General features: G+C 70.0%; 17 protein-coding genes, 1 rRNA gene and 1 other RNA gene. 14 read left to right on the plus strand and 5 right to left on the minus strand.

Annotated elements, in window-relative coordinates; all coding sequences use genetic code 11:
• The first annotated feature begins 5 nt into the window (after window positions 1–5).
• From rrf to MKK58_RS14025, 4 genes are all read left to right on the plus strand, one after another.
• Window positions 6–121, plus strand: a 5S ribosomal RNA gene (rrf, locus tag MKK58_RS14010).
• Window positions 122–379: 258 nt separating this feature from the next.
• Window positions 380–1090: a response regulator transcription factor gene (locus tag MKK58_RS14015; protein ID WP_243912629.1), complete on the plus strand. Its 711-nt coding sequence runs from the start codon at window positions 380–382 to the stop codon at window positions 1088–1090.
• Window positions 1087–2496 carry a sensor histidine kinase gene (locus MKK58_RS14020; RefSeq protein WP_243912630.1) on the plus strand — a complete coding sequence of 470 codons (1410 nt, stop codon included), beginning with the start codon at window positions 1087–1089 and terminating at the stop codon, window positions 2494–2496. Before MKK58_RS14015 ends, MKK58_RS14020 begins: the two co-directional genes overlap by 4 nt.
• A 4-nt stretch (window positions 2497–2500) precedes the next feature.
• Window positions 2501–5419 carry a bifunctional [glutamine synthetase] adenylyltransferase/[glutamine synthetase]-adenylyl-L-tyrosine phosphorylase gene (locus MKK58_RS14025; protein ID WP_243912631.1) on the plus strand — a complete coding sequence of 973 codons (2919 nt, stop codon included), beginning with the start codon at window positions 2501–2503 and terminating at the stop codon, window positions 5417–5419.
• 30 nt (window positions 5420–5449) lie between these two features.
• On the opposite strand, the gene MKK58_RS14030 is transcribed toward MKK58_RS14025, so the two are convergent.
• Window positions 5450–7828 carry a PAS domain-containing sensor histidine kinase gene (locus MKK58_RS14030; protein WP_243912632.1) on the minus strand — a complete coding sequence of 793 codons (2379 nt, stop codon included), beginning with the start codon at window positions 7826–7828 and terminating at the stop codon, window positions 5450–5452.
• 194 nt (window positions 7829–8022) lie between these two features.
• Entirely contained in the window at window positions 8023–10650 is a 2628-nt protein-coding gene (pepN, locus tag MKK58_RS14035) for an aminopeptidase N (RefSeq protein WP_243912633.1), read from the minus strand.
• A 133-nt stretch (window positions 10651–10783) separates the two neighbouring features.
• On the opposite strand from pepN, the gene gloA reads away from it, so the two are divergent.
• Window positions 10784–11224 carry a lactoylglutathione lyase gene (gene gloA, locus MKK58_RS14040; protein ID WP_243912634.1) on the plus strand — a complete coding sequence of 147 codons (441 nt, stop codon included), beginning with the start codon at window positions 10784–10786 and terminating at the stop codon, window positions 11222–11224.
• A 43-nt stretch (window positions 11225–11267) separates the two neighbouring features.
• Here gloA and MKK58_RS14045 read toward each other — a convergent pair whose 3' ends face one another.
• Complete coding sequence (locus MKK58_RS14045) at window positions 11268–11441, minus strand: hypothetical protein (RefSeq protein WP_243912635.1); 174 nt, start codon at window positions 11439–11441, stop codon at window positions 11268–11270.
• A 190-nt stretch (window positions 11442–11631) separates the two neighbouring features.
• On the opposite strand from MKK58_RS14045, the gene rnpB reads away from it, so the two are divergent.
• From rnpB to MKK58_RS14090, 9 genes are all read left to right on the plus strand, one after another.
• Window positions 11632–12061: RNase P RNA component class A (gene rnpB, locus MKK58_RS14050), an RNA gene on the plus strand.
• 378 nt (window positions 12062–12439) lie between these two features.
• On the plus strand, window positions 12440–13489 hold the full coding sequence (rsmH, locus tag MKK58_RS14055) for a 16S rRNA (cytosine(1402)-N(4))-methyltransferase RsmH (protein WP_243912636.1): 1050 nt from the start codon (window positions 12440–12442) through the stop codon (window positions 13487–13489).
• Window positions 13486–13914 carry a hypothetical protein gene (locus MKK58_RS14060; protein ID WP_243912637.1) on the plus strand — a complete coding sequence of 143 codons (429 nt, stop codon included), beginning with the start codon at window positions 13486–13488 and terminating at the stop codon, window positions 13912–13914. Before rsmH ends, MKK58_RS14060 begins: the two co-directional genes overlap by 4 nt.
• Window positions 13915–14069: 155 nt before the next feature.
• Window positions 14070–15821 carry a peptidoglycan D,D-transpeptidase FtsI family protein gene (locus MKK58_RS14065; RefSeq protein ID WP_243912756.1) on the plus strand — a complete coding sequence of 584 codons (1752 nt, stop codon included), beginning with the start codon at window positions 14070–14072 and terminating at the stop codon, window positions 15819–15821.
• Window positions 15818–17296 carry a UDP-N-acetylmuramoyl-L-alanyl-D-glutamate--2,6-diaminopimelate ligase gene (locus MKK58_RS14070; RefSeq protein WP_243912638.1) on the plus strand — a complete coding sequence of 493 codons (1479 nt, stop codon included), beginning with the start codon at window positions 15818–15820 and terminating at the stop codon, window positions 17294–17296. Before MKK58_RS14065 ends, MKK58_RS14070 begins: the two co-directional genes overlap by 4 nt.
• The gene (locus tag MKK58_RS14075; protein WP_243912639.1) at window positions 17293–18753 is read left to right on the plus strand and encodes a UDP-N-acetylmuramoylalanyl-D-glutamyl-2,6-diaminopimelate--D-alanyl-D-alanine ligase; all 1461 of its coding nucleotides are present in this window, start codon (window positions 17293–17295) and stop codon (window positions 18751–18753) included. Before MKK58_RS14070 ends, MKK58_RS14075 begins: the two co-directional genes overlap by 4 nt.
• An 81-nt stretch (window positions 18754–18834) precedes the next feature.
• The gene (mraY, locus tag MKK58_RS14080) at window positions 18835–19920 is read left to right on the plus strand and encodes a phospho-N-acetylmuramoyl-pentapeptide-transferase (RefSeq protein ID WP_238276512.1); all 1086 of its coding nucleotides are present in this window, start codon (window positions 18835–18837) and stop codon (window positions 19918–19920) included.
• A 25-nt stretch (window positions 19921–19945) separates the two neighbouring features.
• Entirely contained in the window at window positions 19946–21307 is a 1362-nt protein-coding gene (gene murD / locus MKK58_RS14085) for a UDP-N-acetylmuramoyl-L-alanine--D-glutamate ligase (protein WP_243912640.1), read from the plus strand.
• 94 nt (window positions 21308–21401) lie between these two features.
• Window positions 21402–22661, plus strand: a complete 1260-nt coding sequence (locus tag MKK58_RS14090; protein ID WP_243912641.1) for an O-antigen ligase family protein — start codon at window positions 21402–21404, stop codon at window positions 22659–22661.
• 10 nt (window positions 22662–22671) lie between these two features.
• Here the strand turns inward: MKK58_RS14090 and MKK58_RS14095 are convergent, their stop codons facing one another.
• Window positions 22672–23007: a hypothetical protein gene (locus MKK58_RS14095; protein ID WP_243912642.1), complete on the minus strand. Its 336-nt coding sequence runs from the start codon at window positions 23005–23007 to the stop codon at window positions 22672–22674.
• Window positions 23008–23028: 21 nt separating this feature from the next.
• Window positions 23029–24360, minus strand: coding sequence for an NAD(P)/FAD-dependent oxidoreductase (locus MKK58_RS14100; protein WP_243912643.1), 1332 nt, complete (start codon window positions 24358–24360; stop codon window positions 23029–23031).
• Window positions 24361–24404: the final 44 nt, after the last annotated feature.

Here is a 24404-nt window from a genome sequence, read left to right on the forward strand (position 1 = left end):
GCCGGTCTGGTGGTTTGAGCGGTGTGCCCAGAACCCGATCCCATCTCGAACTCGGCCGTTAAACGCACCAGCGCCCATGGTACTGTGTCTCAAGACACGGGAGAGTCGGTCGCCGCCAGACCTGCCCAGAACAAGAGGCGCTCAACACATGAGCCAGTCCCTCTAAACGATCCGCCAAAGCCGTCTCGATCGAGGCCGTCCCGCCCGGGACGGCCTTTTTCGTGTTTGCGGGCATGACCAAACCGTCATCCGCCTGCCAGCCGTGCGCAACATCCAGTCCCCTACGATCCCCTGCGTCGAGCGCGAGGGGAGGGGTGGCATGAGGATGTCTGGAGAAGGTGGTTTCCCGCGGGCGGGCGAGCCCGTATCACTCGCGTCCATGCGTCTGCTCATCATCGAGGACGATCGCGAGGCGGTCGCCTATCTCGTCAAGGCTTTCCGGGAGGCCGGCCATGTCCCGGATCATGCCACCGACGGCCTCGACGGCTATGCCCTCGCCCGCGAGGGTGCGTACGATGTGCTCATCGTCGACCGCATGCTGCCGAAGCTCGACGGCCTGTCGCTGATCCGATCCCTGCGGGAGCAGGGCGTGACGGTCCCGGTGCTCATCCTGTCTGCCCTGGGACAGGTGGACGATCGGGTGAAGGGACTGCGCGCCGGGGGGGACGACTACCTGCCGAAACCCTACGCATTTTCCGAACTGCTCGCCCGGGCCGAGGTTCTCGCGCGGCGACGCTCCGGACCGAACGCCGCGCCCGAGGCCACGTCCTACCGGGTGGGCGACCTTGAGCTCGACCGCCTGTCTCACCGGGTCACCCGCGCGGGCCACGAGATCGCGCTCCAGCCCCGCGAGTTCCGGTTGCTCGAATACCTGATGCGCCATGCCGGGCAGGTGGTGACCCGCACGATGCTCCTGGAACACGTCTGGGATTATCACTTCGACCCGCAGACCAACGTGATCGACGTGCACGTCTCGCGCCTGCGCGCCAAGATCGACAAGGAGTTCGGGCCTCCGATTCTGCACACGGTGCGGGGCACCGGCTACGTGCTCCGGGCCGACGAGGCCCGCGGCCCCGTCGCGGTCTCGTGAAGGCGGTGGAGGAGGGACGGAGCGGGCGGCTTCGCAACCTGTTTCGCACCACCGCCTTCAAGTTGTCCTTCGCCTACCTCGTGGTCTTTGCGACCTTCGCGCTGCTGGCCCTCGGTTACGTCGCCTGGAATGCGAGCCGGGCCCTCGACGACCAGATGGTCTCCACCATCGAGGCCGAGATCAACGGCCTGTCCGAGCAGTACAAGGTCGGGGGCTTGCGTCGCCTGATCGCCGCCGTTCAGCGGCGTGCCGGTGAGCCCGGCGCCTCCCTCTACCTCGTGACCAACGCGGCAGGCGAACGCATCGTCGGCAATATCGAGGCGCTGCCCACTGGGCTCCTCGTCGATCCCGGCCAGACCGAGGCCGACTACGTCCGCAACGGGGAGTCCCAGTCCCTCGACCACCGCGCGATCATGCAGATCTTCGTGCTGCCGGGCGGCTTTCGCCTGTTGGTCGGGCGCGACGTGGAGGAGCGGGATCGCCTGCGCCTCGTGATCGGGCGGACCTTCGGCTCCTCGGTGGGGCTCGTGGTGCTGCTCGGGGTGGCGGGCGCCTGGTTCATTGCCAGCCGCGTCCTGAAGCGCGTCGATGCGATGACCGAGACCACGCGCCGGATCATGGCCGGCGACCTCGACGGGCGCCTCGCCGTCGCCGGCACCGGTGACGAACTCGATCGCCTCGCTCGCAACCTCAACGCGATGCTAGAGCGGATCGGTGAGCTCATGCGGGGCCTGCGCGATGTCTCTGACAACATCGCGCACGATCTCAAGACGCCCTTGACCCGCCTGCGCAACCGGGCCGAGGAGGCGCTGCGGACCGTCGAGACGCCGGAGAGCCTGCGAGCCGCCCTGGAGGGCGTGATCGCGGAGAGCGATGGTCTGATCCGCGTCTTCAACGCCCTTCTGATGATTGCTCGGCTCGAGGGCATCGACGCCAACCAGGACTTCGTCGCGTTCGATGCCGGTGCGGTGATGCAATCCGTCGCCGAACTCTACGAGCCCCTGGCCTCGGAGCAGGGCACCACGCTGATCGTCGAGACCGGCGACGCGGCGCTGACGATGCGAGGCAACCGCGAACTGGTCGGTCAGGCGCTGGCCAACCTCGTCGACAATGCGGTGAAGTATGGCGGCGCGCAGGGCGTGATCCGCCTCACCGCCGCGCGGCTCGGCGAGACCCTGCGCCTCAGCGTCGCCGATTCCGGGCCCGGCATCCCCGCGGAGGCACGGGGGCGGGTCCTCGACCGCTTCGTGCGCCTGGAGGAGGCACGCTCCCGCCCGGGCTTCGGCCTCGGGCTCAGCCTCGTCAACGCGGTGGTGCGCCTCCACCAGGGCACGCTCAGCCTGGAGGACGATGCCCCCGGACTTCGGGTCGTGGTAACCCTGCCGGTGGATGCGTCGGGAGGGTAGGGCCATGGCTCAGGACGGTGGCGGACGAAGCGGCAGCCTTCGCGCGCGCCTGCGCGCTGCCCCGGTCCTGTCCGATCCCGAGGCTGCCGCCGCCCGACTGGAGGATGTCGCGCCGGACTTCGCACCCGGGTTCCTGAACCCGGAGATTCGGGCGCTTCTGCTCGGGCTCGCCGACCATTCGCCCTTCCTCTGGCAATTGGTCGCCCGGACCCCCGACCGCCTGGCGGCCCTGATCGACGCGGAACCCGAAGCGGCCCATGCGGAGATCGTCGCCCGGCAGCGGACAGCCGGGCGGGAGGTCGACCACGCGCTCTTGGCGACGAACCTGCGGCGAAACCGGGCCGAGCACGCACTCCTCGTGGCACTTGCCGATATCGGTGGCCTCTGGTCGCTGGCCGAGGTGACGGCGGCTCTTTCGGATTTCGCCGATGCCTCGGTGCGCGCCGCCGCGGACGCGATGCTGTTGCAGGCAGCGGGCGCAGGCCGCTTCCTGCCGCGGCATATGGACGATCCTCAGGTGGGCTCCGGCCTCGTCGTGCTGGCGCTCGGCAAGCATGGCGCGGGCGAGCTGAACTATTCCAGCGACATCGACCTCGTGGTGTTCTTCGATGCCGAGGCCGCACCGCTGAAGGCCGACGTGTCCCCGACTCCGTTCTTCACCAAGCTCGCGCAGGGCATGGCCAAGCTCCTGCAGGAGCGGACCGCCGACGGCTACGTGCACCGGGTCGATTACCGTCTGCGGCCGGACCCCGGCTCCACCCCGGCGGCCCTCTCCCTGAACGCGGCCTACCTCTACTACGAGAACCTCGGCCAGAACTGGGAGCGGGCGGCCTACATCAAGGCGCGGGCGATCGCGGGCGATATCCCCGCCGGCGAGGCGTTCTTGGCGAACCTGCGCCCCTTCGTCTGGCGCAAGTACTTCGATTTCGCCTCCATCGCCGACGTGCACGCGATGAAGCGCCAGATCCACGCGGTGCGCGGCCACGACACCATCGCGGTGGCCGGACACGACATCAAGCTCGGGCGCGGCGGCATCCGCGAAATCGAGTTCTTCGTCCAGACCCAGCAGCTCGTCTTCGGCGGGCGCCGGCCCGAGTTGCGCGGACGCGGCACCGTGGCGATGCTCGCGGGCCTGACGCGGGACGGCTGGATCGATGCGACCGCGCGCGACGACCTGACCGCGGCCTACGATTTCCTGCGCACGGTCGAGCATCGCCTGCAGATGGTGCGCGACGAGCAGACCCAGCGCCTGCCCCAGGAGCCGGAGGAGCTCGCGCGCTTCGCGCGCTTCGCCGGCTTCGCCGACCGTTCGGCCTTCGAGGCGGCACTGCTCCATCACGCCCGGCGTGTGCAGGGCCATTACGCGATGTTGTTCGAGGCCGAGCCGGACCTTTCCTCGGATGTGGGCGACCTCGTCTTCAGCGGCACGGGGGACGATCCCGCCACCTTGGCGACCCTTAGCAAGCTCGGCTTCCGCGAGCCCGAGCGGGCTGTCGAGACGGTGCGCGGCTGGCATTTCGGTCGGCGCCCCGCCGTGCGGACCCCGCGCGCTCGGGAGGTTCTGACGGAACTGGTCCCGGCCCTGATGCAGGCGCTCGGCGGCACGGCGCAGCCGGACGCCGCCCTCGATACCCTTGACCGGGCCTTCGCCCGGATGCCGGCGGCCCTCGAACTCCTGACCATCCTGCGTTCCAACGAGCGGCTGCGGCTGCTCTTCGCCGATCTTCTCGGAACCGCGCCCCGCCTGGCCGAGACCGTGGCCTTTAGTCCGCATGTGCTCGATGCGGTGATCGACCGGGATTTCGCCGAGGCAACGACGGATGCTGCGGACCTCGCCGCGCAGTTCCGGAATCGCCTCGGCCAGCCGAGTGACCACGAGGATTTCCTCGACCGCAGCCGCGATGCCGCCCGGCAGCTCCGCTTCCTGACGGGGGCACGGCTCCTCTCCGGGATCTTGTCCCCGGAGGAAGCGGGCCGCGCCTTCACGGGCATCGCGGACGCGGTCATCGGCACGACCCTGGAGCGCATCGCGGACGCGTTCTTCGCCGAGCACGGCGCGGTGCCGGGGGGGCGCATGGCGATTCTCGGTCTCGGCCGCCTGGGCTCGCGCCAGCTCACCGCCGATTCCGACCTCGACCTCGTGATCCTCTACGATTTCGACCCGGCCGATCGCATGAGCGCGGGCCCCAAGCCCCTCGACGCAGCGGTGGCGTACAACCGCCTCGCCCAGCGCCTCGTCGCCTCACTGACCGTGCCCACCCGGCGCGGACATCTCTATGAGGTCGATCTGCGGCTGCGGCCGGGGGGCGGGCAGGGGCCCGTGGCGGTGCAATGGCGAGGCTTCCGCACCTATCACGCCGGCGAGGCGGAACTTTGGGAGCACATGGCCCTGACCCGCGCGCGGGTCATCGCGGGAGATGCGGAACTCGCCGCCGACCTCGACCGGGACATCCGCGCCATCGTCGGCCGCGAGCGGGAGGCCGCCGAGGTCCACCGAGCGGTCCATGCCATGCGCATGCTGGTGGAGCGGGAGAAGGGGGATCGCGGCGCCCTCGACCTCAAGCTCGCCCCGGGCGGGCTGCTCGACCTGGACTTCCTGGCTCAGGCGCTCGTACTCGCCCACGCCCATCGCCTGCCCGATCTCATCGGGCTCGGCGCCTGCGCGGTGTTCGCGCGCGCCGCCGATGCGGGGCTGCTGGCCGCGGGCGAGGCCGAGGCGTTGATGGAAGCCTATCGGACCTTCGACGCCGTGCTGCATTGGCAGCGGCTGATGGTGGAGGGCGATTCCGCGGCGGCGTCACCCGTGACCCTGTCGCGGCTCGCCGTTGCCATGGGCGCGCCCGATGCGGCGCGGCTGGTGGCGCAACTCGACGACCAGCGCCACGCGGTGCGTGTGCTGTTCGACCACCTGCTGTCGGATTGACGGATTGCGTGAGAGGCCGAGGGCCGGGCTTCAGACCCGTTCCGGCAAGCGGGTCGTGGCGCCTGACGCGTCGCGCAGGGAGGCCACGGTCTCCTGGGCGGCCTCGATGGTGAGGGCCTGCCGGTGCTCGGGCGTCGGGGCGGGCAGGCGCACCATCACGATGGTGCCGAGCCCTTCCTGGGAGCGGATGCGCAGGGCGCCCCCGTGCAGCTCGGCCATGGAGCGGGCGATGGCGAGGCCGAGGCCCGACCCCTTGTGGCTGCGGGTGAGGTTGGTTTCGACCTGTTGGAAAGGGGCGCCGAGGCGGCGCAGGGCCGATTTCGGGATGCCGATGCCGGTATCCTCCACGAAGACGTGCACGCTGTCGCCTGCCGGCCGGGCTTTGACGATGATGCGCCCGTTGCCGGACGGCGTGAATTTCACCGCGTTCTGAAGGAGGTTGCTGAGGATCTGGTGCAGAGCGCGCTCGTCGGCCAGGACCGGGAGAGCCTCGACCACGTCGACGTGGATGCTGAGGGATTTCGCCCGTGCCGCCTCGCCGACGAGCTTGAGCGCCCCCTCGATGGCGGTCGCGATCGGGATCTCGCGCGGGACGAGCTTCACGCGTTGGGCCTCGATACGCGACATGTTCAGAATGTCGTCGATCACCGAGAGCAGGTAGTCGCCGCTGGTGCGGATGTCGCGGCAATAGTCGGTGTAGCGCGGCGAGCCGAGGGAGCCGTAGACCTCGCTCTCCATGAGTTCGGCAAAGCCCATGATGGCGTTGAGCGGCGTGCGCAGCTCGTGGCTCATGTTGGCGAGGAACTCCGATTTCGCCTGATTGGCGCCTTCCGCCTGCGCTTTCTGGTCGAGGTAGCGCTCGGCGAGATCGGCGAGCTGCTGAGTCTGAAGCTCGAGGGTACGGCGCGAGCGCTTGAGGTCGCGTACGGTCTCGATCAGCTCCCGCTCGGACTGGACGAGCTGTTCCTGGTGGCGCTTGAGGTTCGTGATATCGGTGCCGACCGAGACGTAGCCGCCGTCCTTGGTACGGCGCTCGCTGATCTGCAGCCAGCGACCGTCGGTGAGCTCGGCCTCGAAGGTCCGGGCGGTGGCGCCGCTCGGCTCCAGGTCGCGCAGTTCGCGCCGCACCGGAGGCAGTACGCCCCGGCCCATGATCTCGGCGTAGCGCCGGCCGGGGATCGCGTCCTCGGGGCTCAGGGCGTGCAGGTGGCGGAACTTCGAGTTGCACAGGACGAGGCGATTGCCGGTGTCCCACAGGACGAAGGCCTCGGAGATCGCCTCGACGGCGTCGCGCAGGCGCATGTCAGCGGTGGCGTTGAGTTCGGCGAGGTTTCGCTGCTCCGTCACGTCGAGGGCGATGCCGACGAGGTGGCGCCCGCCGTCGATCGTGTCGGGCACGATCTCGGCGCGCATGCGCATCCAGACCCAGTTGCCCGTCGCACCCCGGACGCGGAACTCGTGGTCGACGGTCGACTGGCTCGCCGCCAGGTGCCGGGCGAGGCTGTAGAGGTCGCCGTCGTCGGGATGCACCAGGGCGTTCACGTCGCCGAAGGACAGGAACTCACGCTCGCGGTGATACCCCAGAAGGGCATACATCGAGTCCGACCAGTAGATCCGGCCGCGTGGGATGTCCCAGTCCCACAGGCCGCAGCGGCCGCGGCCGAGGGCGGTGTCGAGGCGCTGCTTGATCTGCTCACAGACACGGTCGACCGCGTGGGCCCGGTTGGTCTGGAGCGCGTAGGCGATTCCGGTGCCGATGATGACAAGGGCGGCAGCGCCGAGCAGGATCGCCTGATTGCGCGCGCGCAGACCCCAGCTCGCCGTGATGTCCTCCAGCGGCTGGAGAACCGCGACCTGCCCGCGCCCGCCGGGCAGGCGGCGAAGGGCCGCCACCGCCGTCGATCCGTCGGCCAGGGTCACGGTCATGACGCCGGCGCGTTCGCCGAGCGTGCTGAGCGCCTGCATCTCCCCGAGATGCTCGGTCAGGGTCCGCCGGGGCCCCGGCAGCGGCGGATTGGCCGCCACGATGCTGTCGTCCGGCGCGATCAGGAGGATGCGGCGGCCCGCATGGAGCAGGCCCGGCGGCAGCAGCGTGCGCAAGGCGTGGTGAGCCTCCGCGCCCTTCGCCTCGTCGGCGATCTCGACGCCGGAGAACGCCGCTGCTGCCAGGCGGGTCAGGGCGTCCACGTCGGTCACCGCCGACCGGATCACGTCCTCGCGCTGCGTCTGCAGCAGCAGGGTCGCCACCACCGCGAGGCAGATCAGGAAGGTCGCGAACAGCGCCGGGAGGGCGAAACGCAGCCAGGTCTCCGCACGAACGAACCGGACATGTGTGGAATGCTGCGGCCGATGAATACCCAGGATGGTATCGGCGCGCGCGGAGAGGGAAGCGGAATCCGCCTCCAGCATGGTCTGACTCCGCAACTGAGTTGAATCGGTGGAAGCGGGCCCGCGAGCGCCGCTTCGAATCGTATACGATTCAGCATTTCCACCGGTGTTTTGTCCACGCGTTTTTTTCGGCTCCGCTTGACTCGTCCGCCGAATCGAAGGGCGGAAACAAGTGCTAAGTCGGCCCGAAAAGGCGATTCGGATCAGTGGTTTGGCTAGCCGGCAAGGGTCCGCGCCAGGATATCGCCGACGTCGCGCGACAGCGCGGAGGCCGCACGAATTTCCAGCAGTGTGGATTTTGCCAGATCGCGCCGCCCGGGCTCCAGCATCCGCCAGGAGCCGAAGGCCGTGAGCATGCGCGCGGCGACCTGGGGATTCGTCCGATCAAGGGCCAGGACCGTTTCCGCTACGAGGCGATAGCCGGCGCCGTCTGCACGGTTGAATTGCGTCGGGTTCCCCATGCTGAAGCTGCCGATGAGGGCGCGGACCCGGTTCGGATTGGTCATCGAGAAGGTCGGGTGGACCTGCAGGCGGCGGATGCGCTCGGGCGTGCCCGCCTCCGGGATCGTGGCCTGGATCGCAAGCCACTTGTCGAGGACGAGTGGTTCGGCGCGGTAGGCCTCGGCAAATCGCGCGAGGGCGTTCTCGCGCGCAGGCCCGGGCATCTGCGCCAGCACCGCGAGCGCGGCGAGACGATCGGTCATCGTCGTGGCGCCGGCCATCTGGGCCTCGGCCTGCGCCGTCGCGCCGTCCGGATCGGTCGCGGCCAGGAGGTCGAGGGCGGCGTTGCGCAGCGCCCGGCGGCCGGCCGAGGAGGCATCGGGATTGAACGGAGTTCCGGGCGCATCCGCCAGGGCGTCGCGCAGGTGTCGGAGGCGCTCTGCGAGGCCGGCCCCGAGGGTTCGCCGCAGGGCGTGGCGGGCGCGATGGATGGCATTGGGGTCGATCTCGGCGCCGATCTCGTTGGCGACATCCGCCTCGCTCGGGAGCGCCAGGATCAGGGCGGCGAAGGCGGGATCGGCCAGCGCCTCCGCGTCGAGGAAGGCGGCGAGGGCCGCCGCGAAGGCCTCGGCGGCTTCCTTCGGCAGGATGCCCGAGCGCGTGCCCTGCACGAGGAGACGCATCGCGACACTCTGGGCTGCCTGCCAGCGATTGAACGGATCGCTGTCGTGGCGGAGCAGCACGAGCCGGTCGGCGTCGGCCATGTCCATCTCGATCCGCACCGGGGCGGAGAAGCCGCGAAACAGCGACGGCACCGGCGGTGTGGCGACGCCGGTGAAGGTGAGGGTTTCGCTCGCCCGCTCCAGCACGAACACGCCGTCCCGGACCCGGTCGCAGACTGCTGCGAGGGGACCGTCGGCGCCGACGAGGCCGAGGCTCACGGGAATGACCAGGGGCGGGCTGTCGGGGGCGCCGGGCAGGCTCTGGCGGAAGGTCAGGCGGTAGCTGCGCGCGTCCGCGTCGTAGGCGCCCTGCACGGCGACGCGCGGCGTGCCCGGCCGCTCGTACCAGCGCGCGAAGGCGTCGAGATCCCGGCCCGAGGCGGCCGCGAAGGCGGCCAGGAAATCCTCCACCGTGGCCGCGCGGCCGTCGTTGTCGGCAAAGTAGCGGTCCATGCCGGCGCGGAAGGCCTGAGCGCCGAGGAGCGTGCGCAGCATCCGCACGATCTCGGCCCCCTTCTCGTAGACGGTCGCCGTGTAGAAGTTGTTGATCTCGGCATATTGCCGGGGCCGTACCGGGTGGGCCAGCGGCCCGGCATCCTCGGGGAACTGCCGGGCGCGCAGGGTGCGGACCTCGCCGATGCGGTGCACCGCGCGCGACCGCATGTCGGACGAGAACTCCTGGTCGCGGAAGACCGTCAGCCCCTCCTTGAGGCAGAGCTGGAACCAGTCCCGGCAGGTGATGCGGTTGCCCGTCCAATTGTGGAAATACTCGTGCGCGATGATGGCCTCGATCGCCGCGTAATCGGCATCCGTCGCCGTCTCGGGAGAGGCCAGCACGTAGCGGTCGTTGAAGATGTTGAGGCCCTTGTTCTCCATCGCGCCCATGTTGAAGTCGGAGACCGCGACCACATTGAAGACATCGAGGTCGTAGGCGCGGCCGAAGGCGGTCTCGTCCCAGGCCATCGAGCGCGCGACGGCCTCCAAGGCGTAGTCCGCCCGCGCGGCCTTGCCCGGCTCGACATAGACGGCGAGCGCCACCCGCCGGCCCTCGGTCGTGGTGAAATCGCGCCGGACGTGGTCGAGGCGCCCGCCGACCAGGGCGAAGAGGTAGGCCGGCTTCGGGTGGGGATCGTGCCAGATCGCGTAGTGACGCCCCGGCCCAGCCTCGCCCGCCTCCATCGGATTTCCGTTACCGAGGAGGACCGGAGCCTCGGCCCGGTCCGCCTCGATGCGGGTGGTGTAGACCGCCATCACGTCGGGTCGGTCGAGAAAGTAGGTGATCCTGCGGAAGCCGTCGGCCTCGCACTGCGTGCAGTAGACGCCGTTCGACCGGTAGAGGCCCATCAGCTTCGTGTTGGCCGTCGGGTCGATCTCGGTCTCGATCGTGAGTGTGAAGGGGCCGGCAGGCGGGCGCGCCAGGGTCAGGGTCGAGGGCGTGACCGCGTAGGCGTCGGCCACCAGGGGCGTTCCGTCGAGGCGCAAGCCCGTCAGGGTGAGATCGTCCCCGTCGAGGACCAGGGGGGCGCCGGCCCGGCCGTCCGGGTTAGGGCGCAGGCCGATCTCCGCGCGCACCCGCGTCGCGGTGGGATGCAGTGCGACGTCGAGCGCCACGGTCCCGATCAGGTAGTCGCTCGGGCGGTAATCCTCGAGGCGGATCGCGATCGGAGTCTCGGTGCGCATGCGGGTCCCTTCCGGCGTCCGCCCCATCTTGCGGGGGCGGCGGCAGCGGCGCAACGCGCGGGACCCCAGGCCCGTTGACGCGTGCGTGCGCCGGTCCACATAGGCGCCATCCATCGGAAGAGAGCACTACCCCATGCGTTTCCTGCACACCATGGTCCGCGTCGCCGACCTCGACCGGGCCCTCGACTTCTACGTGAACACCTTCGGGCTCCAGGAGGTGCGCCGGGTCGACAACGAGAAGGGCCGCTTCACCCTCGTCTTCCTCGCCGCCCCCGACGATGCCGGCACGGCGCGCGAGACCCAGGCGCCCGTCATCGAGCTGACCCACAACTGGGACCCCGAGAGCTATTCGGGCGGCCGCAATTTCGGCCACCTCGCCTATGAGGTGGACGACATCTACGCGTTCTGCGCCAAGCTCCAGGCGGCCGGCATCACCATCAACCGCCCGCCCCGCGACGGCAACATGGCCTTCGTGAAGTCCCCGGACGGCATCTCGATCGAGCTCCTGCAGAAGGGCCTGGCCAAGCCGCCGCAGGAGCCCTGGTCCTCGATGGAGAACACGGGCTCCTGGTAGCCCGAACCGACGAGCCGCCGCGCGCCGGCGGCTCGTCCCGTCGTCAGGCGCCGGTCTCGGGCGCGGGCGTGAGGCCGAGCTGGCTCAGTTTCGCCGCCACGATCTCGATCGGCCGGCGCAGCTTCAGGCTCATCACCGAGACCGGGATGCCCTCCCGGGCCATCGCGGTGAGTTGCTGGACGGATTCGAGCGTCCAGGCCGTGTCGTTCGTCGCCATCGCTTCCTCCTGTTCCGTGCGTCCACCGGCCGGGGCGGTGCCGCCCGCGGGCCGATTCCGGCAGTTGGAGCGGGGCATCGGCCTCGCCAAGCGGGGTGTCCAAAATCTCCGCATGCCGATCCTGGCGTCACGCCGCGCGTCGCGAACACCCTTGACCTGTCGCGCCCGCCCGGCGCACATCCGCCGCGGATCAGTCGGCCGGGCGGCCGCTCCGGGCGCAGGGTTCAAAGATCCTTGCCCGGGGAGGAAAGTCCGGGCTCCATGGAGAGACGGTGCCGGATAACGTCCGGCGGGGGCGACCCCAGGGACAGTGCCACAGAGAGCAGACCGCCATGGTGTCGACTTCGGTCGACGCTGCGGTAAGGGTGAAAGGGTGCGGTAAGAGCGCACCGCGGACGCGGCAACGCGGACGGCACGGCAAACCCCACCGGGAGCAAAACCGAATAGGGGCGACACGCGCGGGCTCCGGTCCGCGCAAGCTCTCTCTCCAGGCTCGTCGCCCGGGTTGGTTGCTCGAGGCGTTCGGTAACGATCGTCCCAGAGGAATGGCCGCCACGTCAGGGCGATCCTTGCGGATCGCTCGGGCCCTACAGAACCCGGCTTAAAGGCCGGCTGATCCGCGTTTCACCCTGCGACTGCTACCGAAACCCGAACGTAAACTTACGCTCGGTTAACCTTGCTGAGGTCTGATCGCTCCCGGCGGCGCACTCCCGCCCAGGTTCGTTGACGGCGCTCAGAGGCCCATGGTACCCCGATTCATCCCGTCAACGGCGATTTTCGGATCGACGGACGCAGCCTGTCCGAGGCAGGCTGGTGTCCTCTCGCGCGGTCGCGTCACGCGTCGACCCGGAGACGCCCCGTCTCTCCGAGCCGCGCCAGCGCGCTCCAGCCCCGTGGAAGGGACGCATGCGCCGCTTCAGTCCGGTTTCGTCCTCGCTCTCACCCCGACCTTCGTCCCGTGCGCGCGTCGTACGACCGTCCCGTATCGGGGCCGCCCGATGACGCGTGCGCCGCGCGCGCCGCGGCCGGTCGACGGAGCGCCGCACGTTCCGGTCCTCCTCGACGAGGTGCTGCAGGCCCTCGACCTTCCGGGCCGCGCCCTGGCGGTGGACGGGACCTTCGGCGCCGGCGGTTACACGCGCGCCATGCTGAAGGCCGACCCCGCGGTGCAGGTCCTGGCAATCGACCGCGACCCTGGCGCCATCGCGGGGGGCGCCCCCCTGGTGGCGGAGGCCGCCGGCCGCCTCGCTCTGGTCTCCGGCCGCTTCGGCACCCTGGATTCTTGCGTGCGGGCGGCGGGTCACGCAGAGGCCGATGCCGTCATTCTCGATATCGGCGTCTCGTCGATGCAGATCGACCAGCCCGAGCGCGGCTTCTCGTTCCGCAACGATGGCCCCCTCGACATGCGCATGGAGCGCGCCGGACCGAGCGCCGCCGACCTCGTCAACGAGTCCGAGGAAGCGGATCTGGCCGACATCATCTACCATTACGGCGAGGAGCGCCGCTCGCGCGCCGTGGCGCGTGCGATCATCGAAGCCCGGCGTAAAGCGCGCATCGAGACGACCGCCGCCCTCGCCGAGATCGTCGCCAGCGTGGTCTGGGCCGATCCGGCCAGCGGCATCCACCCCGCGACCCGCACCTTCCAGGGATTGCGGATCGCCGTGAACGACGAACTCGGCGAGCTGGTGCAGGCGCTGCACGCCGCCGAGCGAATCCTGAAGCCGGGCGGGCGCCTCGGCGTGGTCACGTTCCACTCGCTGGAGGACCGGATCGTGAAGCAGTTCTTCTCGGCCCGGAGCGGCCGGGCGGCCCAGGCCTCGCGCCACGTGCCGAGCCTCGAGGCACCGGCGCCCCGCAGCTTCGCGGCCGTCACCAAGGGGCCGGTCCTGCCGTCGGAGGCCGAGATCGCCGTCAATCCCCGCGCCCGCTCGGCCAAGCTGCGCGCGGTCCAGCGCACGGATGCGCCCGCGCCCGAGCCCCTGGCGGCCATCGAGACCCTGGCCGCGCTGCCCGCGCGGACGGGCCGCAGCGGAGGAGCGCGCCGGTGATCCGATTGCTGAACCTCGTCGCGGTGCTGGGCCTGATCGGGTCGGCGATCTACGCCTACTCGATCAAGTACGACACGCTCTATCAGGCCGGTCAGGTCTCGAAGGCCCAGAGCCAGCTCAAGCGGGAGCGCCAGGCCATCGCGGTCCTGCGCGCCGAGTGGCAGCTCCTCACCCGCCCTGACCGCCTGCAGGCGGCGGTGGACCGCTACCTCGCGCTGGAGCCGATCGGCACCGTCCATCTCGGGCGCCTCGCCGACCTGCCGGCCCGTCCCGACCGCGGCGACGAGATCGGTCGCCTCCTCGCCGCCACCGCGACGCCGAAGGAGAAGCCGGTGGCCGGGCGCGCCTCCGACGACCCGCGCACCACGGGCAGCGTCACGCCCCGGACCACCACCACCAGAACCCCGACCACGACTTCGAGGTAGTGTCCGTGTCCGAAGTCCAGCCCCCCGACGTATCCCGGCCCGACCCGATTCCGGAGGCCCAGGCCTCCGCGCTCCACGAACATCCGGTCGATTCCCAGGTTTCGGTCGAATCGCAAGGCTCGGCGGAACCCGAAGCCCCGGCGCCGGCCGAGCGCATCGCCGACGCGTCCGTCGCCCGGACCAGCTGGCTGGTGCGTGGCGCGAAGGCCATGTTCCACCTCGCCATCGAGCGCTCCTACGCTCGCGTCGGCCTCGTGGGCCTCGGCTTCGCGCTGGTCTTCGCCACCATCTCCGGCCGCCTCATCTACATGGCGGCCTTCCCGGAGGCGGATAACGGCGACCGCCGGATCGCAGCCGCCGCCACCACGGCGATCCGACCCGATATCGTCGACCGCAACGGTGAGATCCTGGCCACCGACATCCGCACGGTCTCGATCTTCGCCGAACCCCGCAACATCTACGACAAGGACGAGGCGGTCGAACTCCTCACCGCCGTGCTGCCGCAGATCAACGCCACCGAATTGCGGGCCAAGCTCTCCACGAAGAAGGGCTTCGTCTGGGTCAAGCGCGAGATCACCCCGAAGCAGCAGGCGGAGGTCCACCGGCTCGGCATTCCGGGCATCGGCTTCCTGCCCGACCACAAGCGCGTCTACCCGAACGGCACGGCTGCCGCCCACATTCTGGGGGTGACCAACCTCGACAACATCGGCATCGCCGGCATCGAGAAGTACATCGACAACCAGGGCAACAAGGCGCTCAACGATTTCGGTCTGGTCGCCAAGCAGACCGACCTGAAGCCGGTGCAACTCTCCATCGATCTGCGGGCGCAGTTCGCCGTGCGGGACGAACTCGCCTGGGGTCTCGACCACTTCAAGGCCAAGGCCGCCGCCGGCATGATTCTCGACGTGCAGACCGGCGAGGTGATCGCGCTCGCCTCCCTGCCGGACTTCGACCCGAACGACCCGGCCGACGCGCTCAATCCCGACCGCATCAACCGGATGAACGTCGGCGTCTACGAGATGGGCTCGACCTTCAAGGCGATGACCCTCGCGATGGCCCTCGATTCCGGCAAGTTCAACGTCAACTCGACCTTCGACACCCGCGGCGGCGTGCTGAACTGGGGCCGGCAGAAGATCCACGAGTACCACGGCACCAACCGCGTCATCACGATGCCGGAGGTGTTCACGCACTCGTCCAACATCGGCTCGGCCAAGATGGCGCTCGGCATCGGTGTGCCCGGCCACAAGGCCTTCCTGAAGAAGATGGGCCTGACCGACCGCGTCCGCACGGAACTGCCCGAGAGCGCCGAACCCATCGTTCCCGCTCGCTGGACCGAGATCAACACCATCACGATCGCGTTCGGCCACGGCCTCGCGGTGGCACCGATCCAGGCCACGGCGGCGGTGGCGGCGATCGCCAACGGCGGCTTCCTGATGACGCCGACCTTCCTGAAGACGACGCAGGAGGAGGCGATGGCCAAGGCCACCCGCGTGCTCAAGCCCGAGACCAGCGAGGCGATGCGCTTCATCATGCGCCTCAACGCCGTCGAGGGCTCGGCCAAGAAGGCGGCGATCCCGTACTACTTCGTGGGCGGCAAGACCGGCACCGCCGAGAAGGTGATCCACGGCCGCTACGTGAAGAACCGCCTGTTCACGACCTTCATGGCCGCCGCACCCATGAACAACCCGAAATACCTTTTCGTGACCATCATGGACGAGCCCCAGGGCCTGCCGGAATCCGGCGGTTACGCCACCGCCGCCTGGAACTCCGGGGTTGTCACCGGACGCGTGATCGAGCGTGTCGCCCCGGTTCTTGGCCTGCCGCCCCAGTTCGACCCGCCGGTGAAGCCCTTCCCCCTCATGGTGAAGCTCGGCGCCTACCACGCCACGCAGGTGGACGGGCGATGAGCGGGCCGACCCTCGGTGGGCTCTTTCCCGAGGCGGAGGCCGGCCTCGCCGGCCTGCCGGTCGCGGGTCTGACGGCGGATTCGCGAAACGTCGGGCCGGGCTTCGTCTTCGTCGCCGTGCCGGGCACCGTGGCCGACGGCCGCCGCTTCGCCGCCAAGGCTGCGACGGCCGGCGCCGTGGCGGTGGTGAGCGAGGGCCCACGGCCGGGCGGGCTCGACGCCACTGTGCCCTATGTCGCCGTGGCGGACGTGCGCCGCAGTCTCGCCCTCGCGGCGCGGGCCTTCTCGGGCCGGCAGCCGGCCCGGGTCGTGGCAGTGACGGGGACGAGTGGGAAGAGTTCGGTCACGGATTTCGTGCGCCAGATCCTGGCCCGCCTCGGTGCCGAGGCCGCGAGCCTCGGCACCGTCGGCATAGTCACCAGCCGGGGCGCCACCTACGGTTCGCTCACCACCCCCGACCCCGTCACCCTGCACGCCACCCTGGCCCAGCTCGCCGACGACGGCATCGACGATCTGGCCATGGAGGCGTCCTCCCACGGCATCGAGCAGCGCCGCCTCGACGGGGTCGCGCTCGCCGCGGTGGGCTACACCAATCTCGGTCGCGACCATCTCGACTACCACGCCACCATGGACGACTACCTGGCGGCCAAGCTGCGGCTGTTCACGACACTGGCGCAGCCAGGCATCCCGGCGGTGATCAACAGCGACGGCGCCTATGCGGACGTCGTCGTGGCGGCGGCCGCCGCCCGTGGCCTCGACGTCCACACAACGGGGTCGAAGGGCGACACGGTGCGGCTGATCTCCGCGCGCACCGAGGGCTTTCACCAGCATCTCGCCTTGCAGGCGCCCGGCACTTCGGGCCGGTTGCAGGACTACACCGTGCGCCTGCCGCTGGTCGGCGGCTTCCAGGTGGAGAACGCGCTGCTCGCCGCCGGCCTCGTGCTGGCGACCCCCGCCGGCCGGGCCGATCCGGCGGGCGTAATCGACGCCCTCGAACACCTCACCGGCGTGCCGGGCCGCATGGAGCGGATCGGCGAAGCCAATGGCGGCCTCTGCCTCGTGGACTACGCCCACAAGCCGGAGGCCCTCGACGGCGTGCTGACGGCGCTCCGTCCCTTCGCGACGGGGCGCCTGCGCCTCGTCTTCGGCTGCGGCGGAGACCGTGACACCGGCAAGCGCCCGATCATGGGCGCCATCGCGGCAAGACAAGCCGACGCCGTCATCGTCACCGACGACAATCCGCGCAGCGAGGACCCGGCCGCGATCCGCGCCGCAATCCTGGCCGCCGCGCCGGGCGCCGTCGAGATCGGCGACCGGGCCGAGGCGATCCGCACCGCCGTGTGCGCCCTGGAGCCCGGTGACGTCCTCGTGGTGGCCGGCAAGGGCCATGAAACCGGCCAGATCGTGGGGTCACAGGTCCTGCCCTTCTCGGACCACGACGTCCTCCGGGCTGCGATCGCGGAACGCTCAGCATGACCGACACCACCCCGCTCTGGACGCCCGAAGCCCTGGAGGCCGCCACCGGCGGCACGCTGTCGGGCGTGCCGAAGCCGATCACCGGCGCCTCGATCGACACCCGCACGCTGCAGCCCGGCGACCTGTTCTTCGCCATCCGGGGCGAGGCCCGGGACGGGCACGACTTCGTCGAGGCCGCCCTGGAGCGGGGTGCCGGCGCGGCCGTGGTCGCGGCGGACCGGGCTCAGGACTTCGCGGGCGTCGGGCCGGTCCTGGCGGTCTCGGGCACGGGCGACGATCCCGTCCTCGGCGCCATGCGGGCCCTCGGCGCCGCTGCCCGCGCCCGCACGGGCGCGAGCATCGTCGCGGTGACGGGGTCGGTCGGCAAGACCGGGACCAAGGAGGCCCTGCGCCACGTCCTCGCGGCGCAGGGGGCGACGCACGCTTCCATCGCCTCCTACAACAACCACTGGGGCGTGCCCCTGACCCTGGCGCGGATGCCCGCCGACACCCGGTTCGGCGTGTTCGAGATCGGCATGAACCACCCGGGCGAGATCGTCCCGCTCACCGCGATGGTGCAGCCCGACATCGCCCTGGTGACCACGGTCGAGCCCGTGCACATCGAGCACTTCGCCTCGCTCTCGGCCATCGCCGACGCCAAGGGCGAGATCTTCTCGGGACTGAAGGCGGGCGGCACCGCGATCATCAACCGCGACAACCCGAACTATCCCCGCCTCCTCGCGCACGCCCAGGCCTCGCGCGCCGGTCGGGTCGTCTCCTTCGGCGAGCATCCGGAGGCGGATGTCCGCGCCCGGCGCATCGTCCTGCGCCCCGACCTCTCGGTGGTCGACGCGGTGGTGATGGGCATTCCGGTGACCTACCAGCTCGGCACGCCCGGCCGGCACACGGCCATGAATTCGCTGGGCGTGATGGCGGTGGTGCATGCACTCGGGGCGGACCTCGCCCGCGCGGCCCTCTCCTTGGCGGCCCTGCGGCCCCCGGTGGGGCGCGGCGAGCGCACCGCCCTTGCGGTCGGGGAGGGCGAGGCCTTCCTGGTCGACGAGAGCTACAATGCCAACCCGGCCTCGATCCGCGCGGCTCTCGCGACGCTGGCCGGCATCGAGACCGGCCCGCGCGGCCGCCGCATCGCGGTGCTGGGCGACATGCTGGAACTCGGGCCCGAGGGCGACGCCCACCACCGCGACCTCGCGGGCCCGGTGGAGGCCGCCAAGGTCGACCTCGTCTTCACGGCCGGCCCGCTGATGCGCAACCTGTTCGAGGCCTTGCCGGTGAGCCGGCGCGGCGCGGCAGCCGCGACCTCGGCCGACCTCCTCGAGCCCGTGCTCTCGGCCCTGCGCCCCGGCGACGCCGTGATGGTGAAGGGTTCGAACAGCATCCGCATGGGCCGGATTGTCGAAGCGCTCAAAGCCCGTTACGCGAACGCCCAAGCCGAACCGCCGCACGCCGCCGTGCGCTGAGGCGACCTTCATGACGGCCGGGGAGGGTGACGCGCGCGCGCCTCCGGCCGAGTTCCGAACTGAACCACGGCCGGGTGCTGGATGCTGTATCTCCTCTCGGACTTGAGCGGCACCGTCTCCGCCCTCAACGTCTTCCGCTACATCACCTTCCGCACCGGCGGCGCGCTGTTCACGGCGGGCCTGTTCGTGTTCTGGTTCGGGCCGCTGATCATCTCGCTGCTGCGCCTGCGCCAGGGCAAGGGCCAGCCGATCCGCGAGGACGGCCCCCAGTCGCATCTGCTGACGAAGCGCGGCACGCCGACCATGGGCGGCCTGATGATTCTGGCCGGCTGCGTGGTGGCGATCCTGCTCTGGGCGAACCCGCGCAACCACTACGTCTGGGTGACGCTGGCGGTGACCCTCGGCTTCGGCGCGATCGGGTTCTACGACGACTACCTCAAGGTCACGAAGCAGTCGCACAAGGGCTTCTCGGGCAAGTTCCGCCTGGCCCTCGAAGCCGCCATCGCCATCGCGGCCTGCACGCTGATCGCGGTCTACTCGCCGCCCGCCCTTCAGAACCAGCTCGCCTTCCCGGTCTTCAAGGACGCGCTTCTGAACCTCGGCTGGTTCTACGTGCTGTTCGCCGCCTTCGTAATCGTCGGCGCCGGCAACTCCGTGAACATGACCGACGGCCTCGACGGTCTCGCCATCGTGCCGGTGATGATCGCCTGCGGCACCTTCGGCGTCATCGCCTACCTCGTGGGCAACGTCTTCACGGCGGGCTACCTCCAGGTGAACTACGTGCGCGACACCGGTGAGCTCGCGGTGGTCTGCGGGGCGGTGATCGGTGCGGGGCTCGGCTTCCTCTGGTTCAACGCGCCCCCCGCGCAGGTCTTCATGGGCGATACTGGGTCCCTGGCGCTGGGCGGACTCCTCGGCACCATCGCGGTGGCGACCAAGCACGAGATCGTGCTGGCCATCGTCGGCGGCCTGTTCGTGCTGGAGATGATGTCGGTGATCATCCAGGTCGCCTCGTTCAAGCTCACGGGCAAGCGGGTCTTCCGCATGGCGCCGATCCACCACCATTTCGAGCAGAAGGGCTGGAAGGAGCCGCAGGTCGTGATCCGGTTCTGGATCATCGCGGTGATCCTGGCCCTCGCCGGCCTCGCCACCCTGAAGCTGCGCTGAGCCCGTCGCCAGAGAGCCCGTCATCATGACGCCCGTCACCACCTTCGCCGGCCGGAAGGTCGCCCTGTTTGGCCTCGGCGGCTCCGGCCTCGCCACGGTTCGAGCCCTGATCGCCGGCGGCGCCGACGTGCTCGCCTGGGACGACAGCCCGGAGAGCACGGGCCGCGCCCGCGACCAGGGCGTCACGGTGTTCGACCTGAACGAGGCCGACTGGTCCGGCTTCTCGGCCCTGGTGCTGGCCCCCGGCGTACCCCTGACCCATCCGGTTCCGCACTGGACCGTGAAGAAGGCCGAAGAGGCCGGCATTCCCGTCATCGGCGACATCGAGCTGTTTGCCGAGGAACGCCGCGCCTGTGCGGCGGGCGCGCCCTTCGTTGCCATCACGGGCACCAACGGCAAGTCGACCACCACGGCGCTGATCGCCCACATCCTCACCGCCGCCGGGCGCGACGTGCAGATGGGTGGCAATATCGGCACCGCGATCCTCTCCCTGGCGCCGCCTGCGCCGGACCGGATCCACGTGATCGAGATGTCTTCGTTCCAGATCGACCTGACGCCGAGCCTCGACCCGAGCCTCGGCATCCTCCTCAACATCACGCCCGACCACCTCGACCGCCACGGCACGCTCGCCGACTACGCCGCCATCAAGGGGCGGCTGGTGGCGGGTGCGGACCGCGCCATCGTCGGCGTCGACGACAATCTGAGCCGGGCCATCGCGGATGCGCGGACGGGGCCGACCGTGCGCATCCATGTCGGGACGCCGCAGGCTGGCTTCCAGGGCCTGTCGGCCCGCGACGGGACCGTATTCGACGCTGACGGCACGCCCATCGTCGATCTCACCGGCATCGGGTCGCTCCGCGGCGCGCACAACTGGCAGAACGCGGCCGTGGCCGCCGCCTGCGTCCGGGCGCTGGGCGTCTCGGACACTGATCTCGTCTCCGGCTTGCGCAGCTTTCCCGGCCTGCCCCACCGCATGGAGGAGGTCGGTCGGCGCGAGCGCGTGCTCTTCGTCAACGATTCGAAGGCGACCAACGCCGATTCCACCGAGAAGGCGCTCACCGCCTTCCACGACATCCACTGGATCCTCGGCGGCAAGGCTAAGGAGGGCGGGATCGTACCCCTGGCGCCCCTCTTCGGACGGGTCGCCCATGCCTATCTCATCGGCGCGGCGAGCGACGCGTTCGCCGCCACCCTGGAGGGGCGGGTGCCCTACACGACCTGCGGCACCCTGGCGGTCGCGACCGCCAGGGCGGCCGAGGCGGCGGCCGCGTCGGCGGCGGCGGAACCCGTGGTCCTGCTCTCGCCGGCCTGCGCCTCCTACGACCAGTTCCGCAGCTTCGAGGATCGCGGGGATCAGTTCCGGAATCTGGTGCGCGCGCTGCCCTGAGGCCCGGCGTTTCTCGAAATCTCAATCATTCCCGCGCCTGATCTTGGTCAGTAGCGCGCAGACGCCCAGTCGGCGGCGCGGAGTGAGTGAGTGCATGGCGTCCACGATCGCACCCGGCACATCGGGCTGGCAGGCCGGAGCCTGGGCCCACGTTTCAGTCCTCCGCGTCCTGAGGCGTCTGGCGACCCTGCTCCTCGTCGCCTTCATCTTCTTCGCCTGCTTCGCCTTCTCGGACACGTCGCCCTACGACATGGTGGCGATCCCCACCATCCTGCTCTGGCTCTGCCTGGGTCTGCGCCTGCACCGGGGCATGCTGCCGCTGCTCTGGCTCCTGATCCTCTACGTCAGCGCCATCACCGTCGCGCTGCTGCCCTTCATCGACCAGCCGCTGCCGGTGACCTGGACGATCCAGCTCGCCTACCTGTCGATCACCGGCGTGTTCTTCGCGATGCTGTTTTCCGACGACACGCATGCGCGCATGGAACTGGCGCTCAAGACCTTCGTGGCGAGCTGCCTCCTGTCGAGCGCCTTCGGCATCGTCGGGTATTTCGGCTTCATCCCGACCGAGGATCTGTTCTACAAGTACGGGCGCGCCTCCGGCACCTTCCAGGACCCGAACGTCTTCGGCTCGTTCCTGACGCTCGGCGCCCTCTACCTCATGCACGGGCTGCTCCTCGGCACCACCCGCCGGCCGATCCTCTCCGCCGCCGTGCTCCTGGTGATCGTGGCCGGCATTTTCCTGTCGTTCTCGCGCGGCTCCTGGGGCGGGACCCTCATCGCCATCGCGGTGATGGTCGGCAGCGTCTACCGCACCACGCGGTCCACGGCCCTGCGCCGGCGCATCGTCACGCTCATGGTCCTGGCGGTCGCGGGATCGGCGCTCGCCATCGTCGGTCTGATGTCGATCGGCGACACGGCGGAGATGTTCTCCAAGCGCGCGGCGGTCACGCAGGATTACGACACCGGCGAGACCGGCCGTTTCGGCAACCAGATGCGCGGCATCGGCATGCTGGTCGACGAGCCCCTCGGGATGGGGCCCTTGCGCTGGCGCCTGATCTTCGCCCTGGAGCCGCACAACAGCTACATCGGTAGCTTCGCCAATGGCGGCTGGGTCGGGGGCGCCACCTTCATCGGCCTCGTGGTGATGACGAGCATCGTCGGCTTCCGCCTGATGAGCCGGGACACCCCCTTCCGGCGGCACGCGCAGATCGTCTGGCCGGCCCTGATGATGTTCTTCCTGCAGGCGGCGCAGATCGACATCGAGAAGTGGCGCCACGTCTACATGATGCTGGGCATGATCTGGGGCCTGGAGGCCGCCCGCCTGCGCTGGCTCGCCGGCCGGGCCCGCACCTGACCGGGATCGTTCAGGCGTCCCCGGGCACGCTGTCGGGTTCCGGCTCCTCCGGCTCGGGATCGGCCGTCCAGGCTGTCGCGAAGGCCGCCAGGTGCCGGGCATCGGCGAAGGCCATCACCGCGACGGCGCGATCCTCCGGCATCGCCCCGGGATAAGGCGCCAGAAGCACCTTCTCCTGCGAGAACGTGGCGCCCGGGGCATGCTCGGCGAGCCAGGCCTCCACTTCGGGCAGGAGGCGGCTCGGATCGGCCGGGTCGCGTGCGCGGGAATCCCCGCGCAACACCAGGACGTAGGAGCCCAGCGCCGGATTGCGCTGCTGCACGGCCTTCACGATGTCGATGAACATGGCGCTCGTGTCCGCTCGTTCTCAGTGCAGCTTCACGCGGGACTCGGTGCGCCGGGTCAGTGCCCGGGCGACCGCGTCGAGGGTGGTCTTCACCGTCCCGTGCAGGGCCTGCTCGTGCATCTTGTAGAGCGAACGGTACATCATCCGAGCGAAGAGCCCGGCGATGAACATGTTCTTGCCCTTGATGAACCCCATCAGGCTGCCCACCGTGGAGTATTCGCCCAAAGAGACCAGCGAGCCGAAATCGCGGTACTTGAAGGCCTTCAACGGCTTGCCGGCCATCTTGTCGGGAATGATCTTGATGAGGTGCGAGGCCTGCTGGTGCGCGGCCTGGGCGCGGGGCGGGATCGGCGTATCGGAGCCCTTCTCGACGAGATAGGCGCAGTCGCCCATCGCGAAGATGTCCGGGTCGCGGGTGGTCTGCAGGGTCGGGGTCACCACGAGCTGGTTGTTGCGCGTGGTCTCAAGGCCGCCGATCTCGTGCAGGAAGGGGGGCGCCTTCACGCCGGCCGCCCAGACCACGAGCTCGGAGGGAATGAAGCCGCCATCGGCGAGCTGGACGCCTTCGGGCCGGACCTCCGTGACCCGCGCGCCGGTGCGGACCTCGACGCCGATCTTGTCGAGCAGCACCATGACGTCGCGGGACATCCGCTCCGGTACCGCCGGCAGGATGCGGCTCGCCGCCTCCACCAGGGTGATCTTGAGGTCCTTGGCCGGGTCGATCCGGTCGAGGCCGGTGGCCGCCACGTGGCGGGTGGTGCGGTGGAGTTCGGCGGCGAGCTCGGTGCCGGTCGCCCCGGCGCCGATGACCGTGACGTGGAGCTGGCCCGGGCGCACCGGTCCCGGCTGGGTGTGGGCGCGCAGCATGCCGTTCACGAGGCGCTGGTGGAAGCGCACCGCCTGCCCCTGGGTGTCGAGGGCGATGGCGTTCTCCTTCACGCCGGGCGTGCCGAAATCGTTGGTGGTCGAACCCACCGCCATCACCAGGGTGTCGTAGGTGATCTCGCGCACCGGTGTGACCTCGCGGCCCTCGGTGTCGTGGCTGGCCGCGAGGTTGATCACGCGCTTGGTCCGGTCGAGTCCGGTCATCTCGCCGATGCGGTAGCGGAAATGGTGCCGGTGGGCGTGGTGCAGGTAGTCGACCGCGTGATGGCCGACATCGAGGCTGCCGGCGGCGACCTCGTGCAGCAGCGGCTTCCAGATGTGGGTCCGGGCCCGGTCGACCAGGGTGACGTGGGCCTTGTGCGTGCGCCCGAGCGAGTCCCCCAGTTTCGTGGCGAGCTGCAGGCCCGCCGCGCCGCCGCCGACGACCACGATGCGGTGAAGGTTGTCCTCGGTTTCGCCCGGTACCATGTCGCTCAGGTCCTCGTGTGCCGCGTTTGCGCGGATGCGTACCG

Origin of the sequence: Methylobacterium sp. J-078, assembly GCF_022829285.1 — a bacterium.
Classification (GTDB): domain Bacteria; phylum Pseudomonadota; class Alphaproteobacteria; order Rhizobiales; family Beijerinckiaceae; genus Methylobacterium.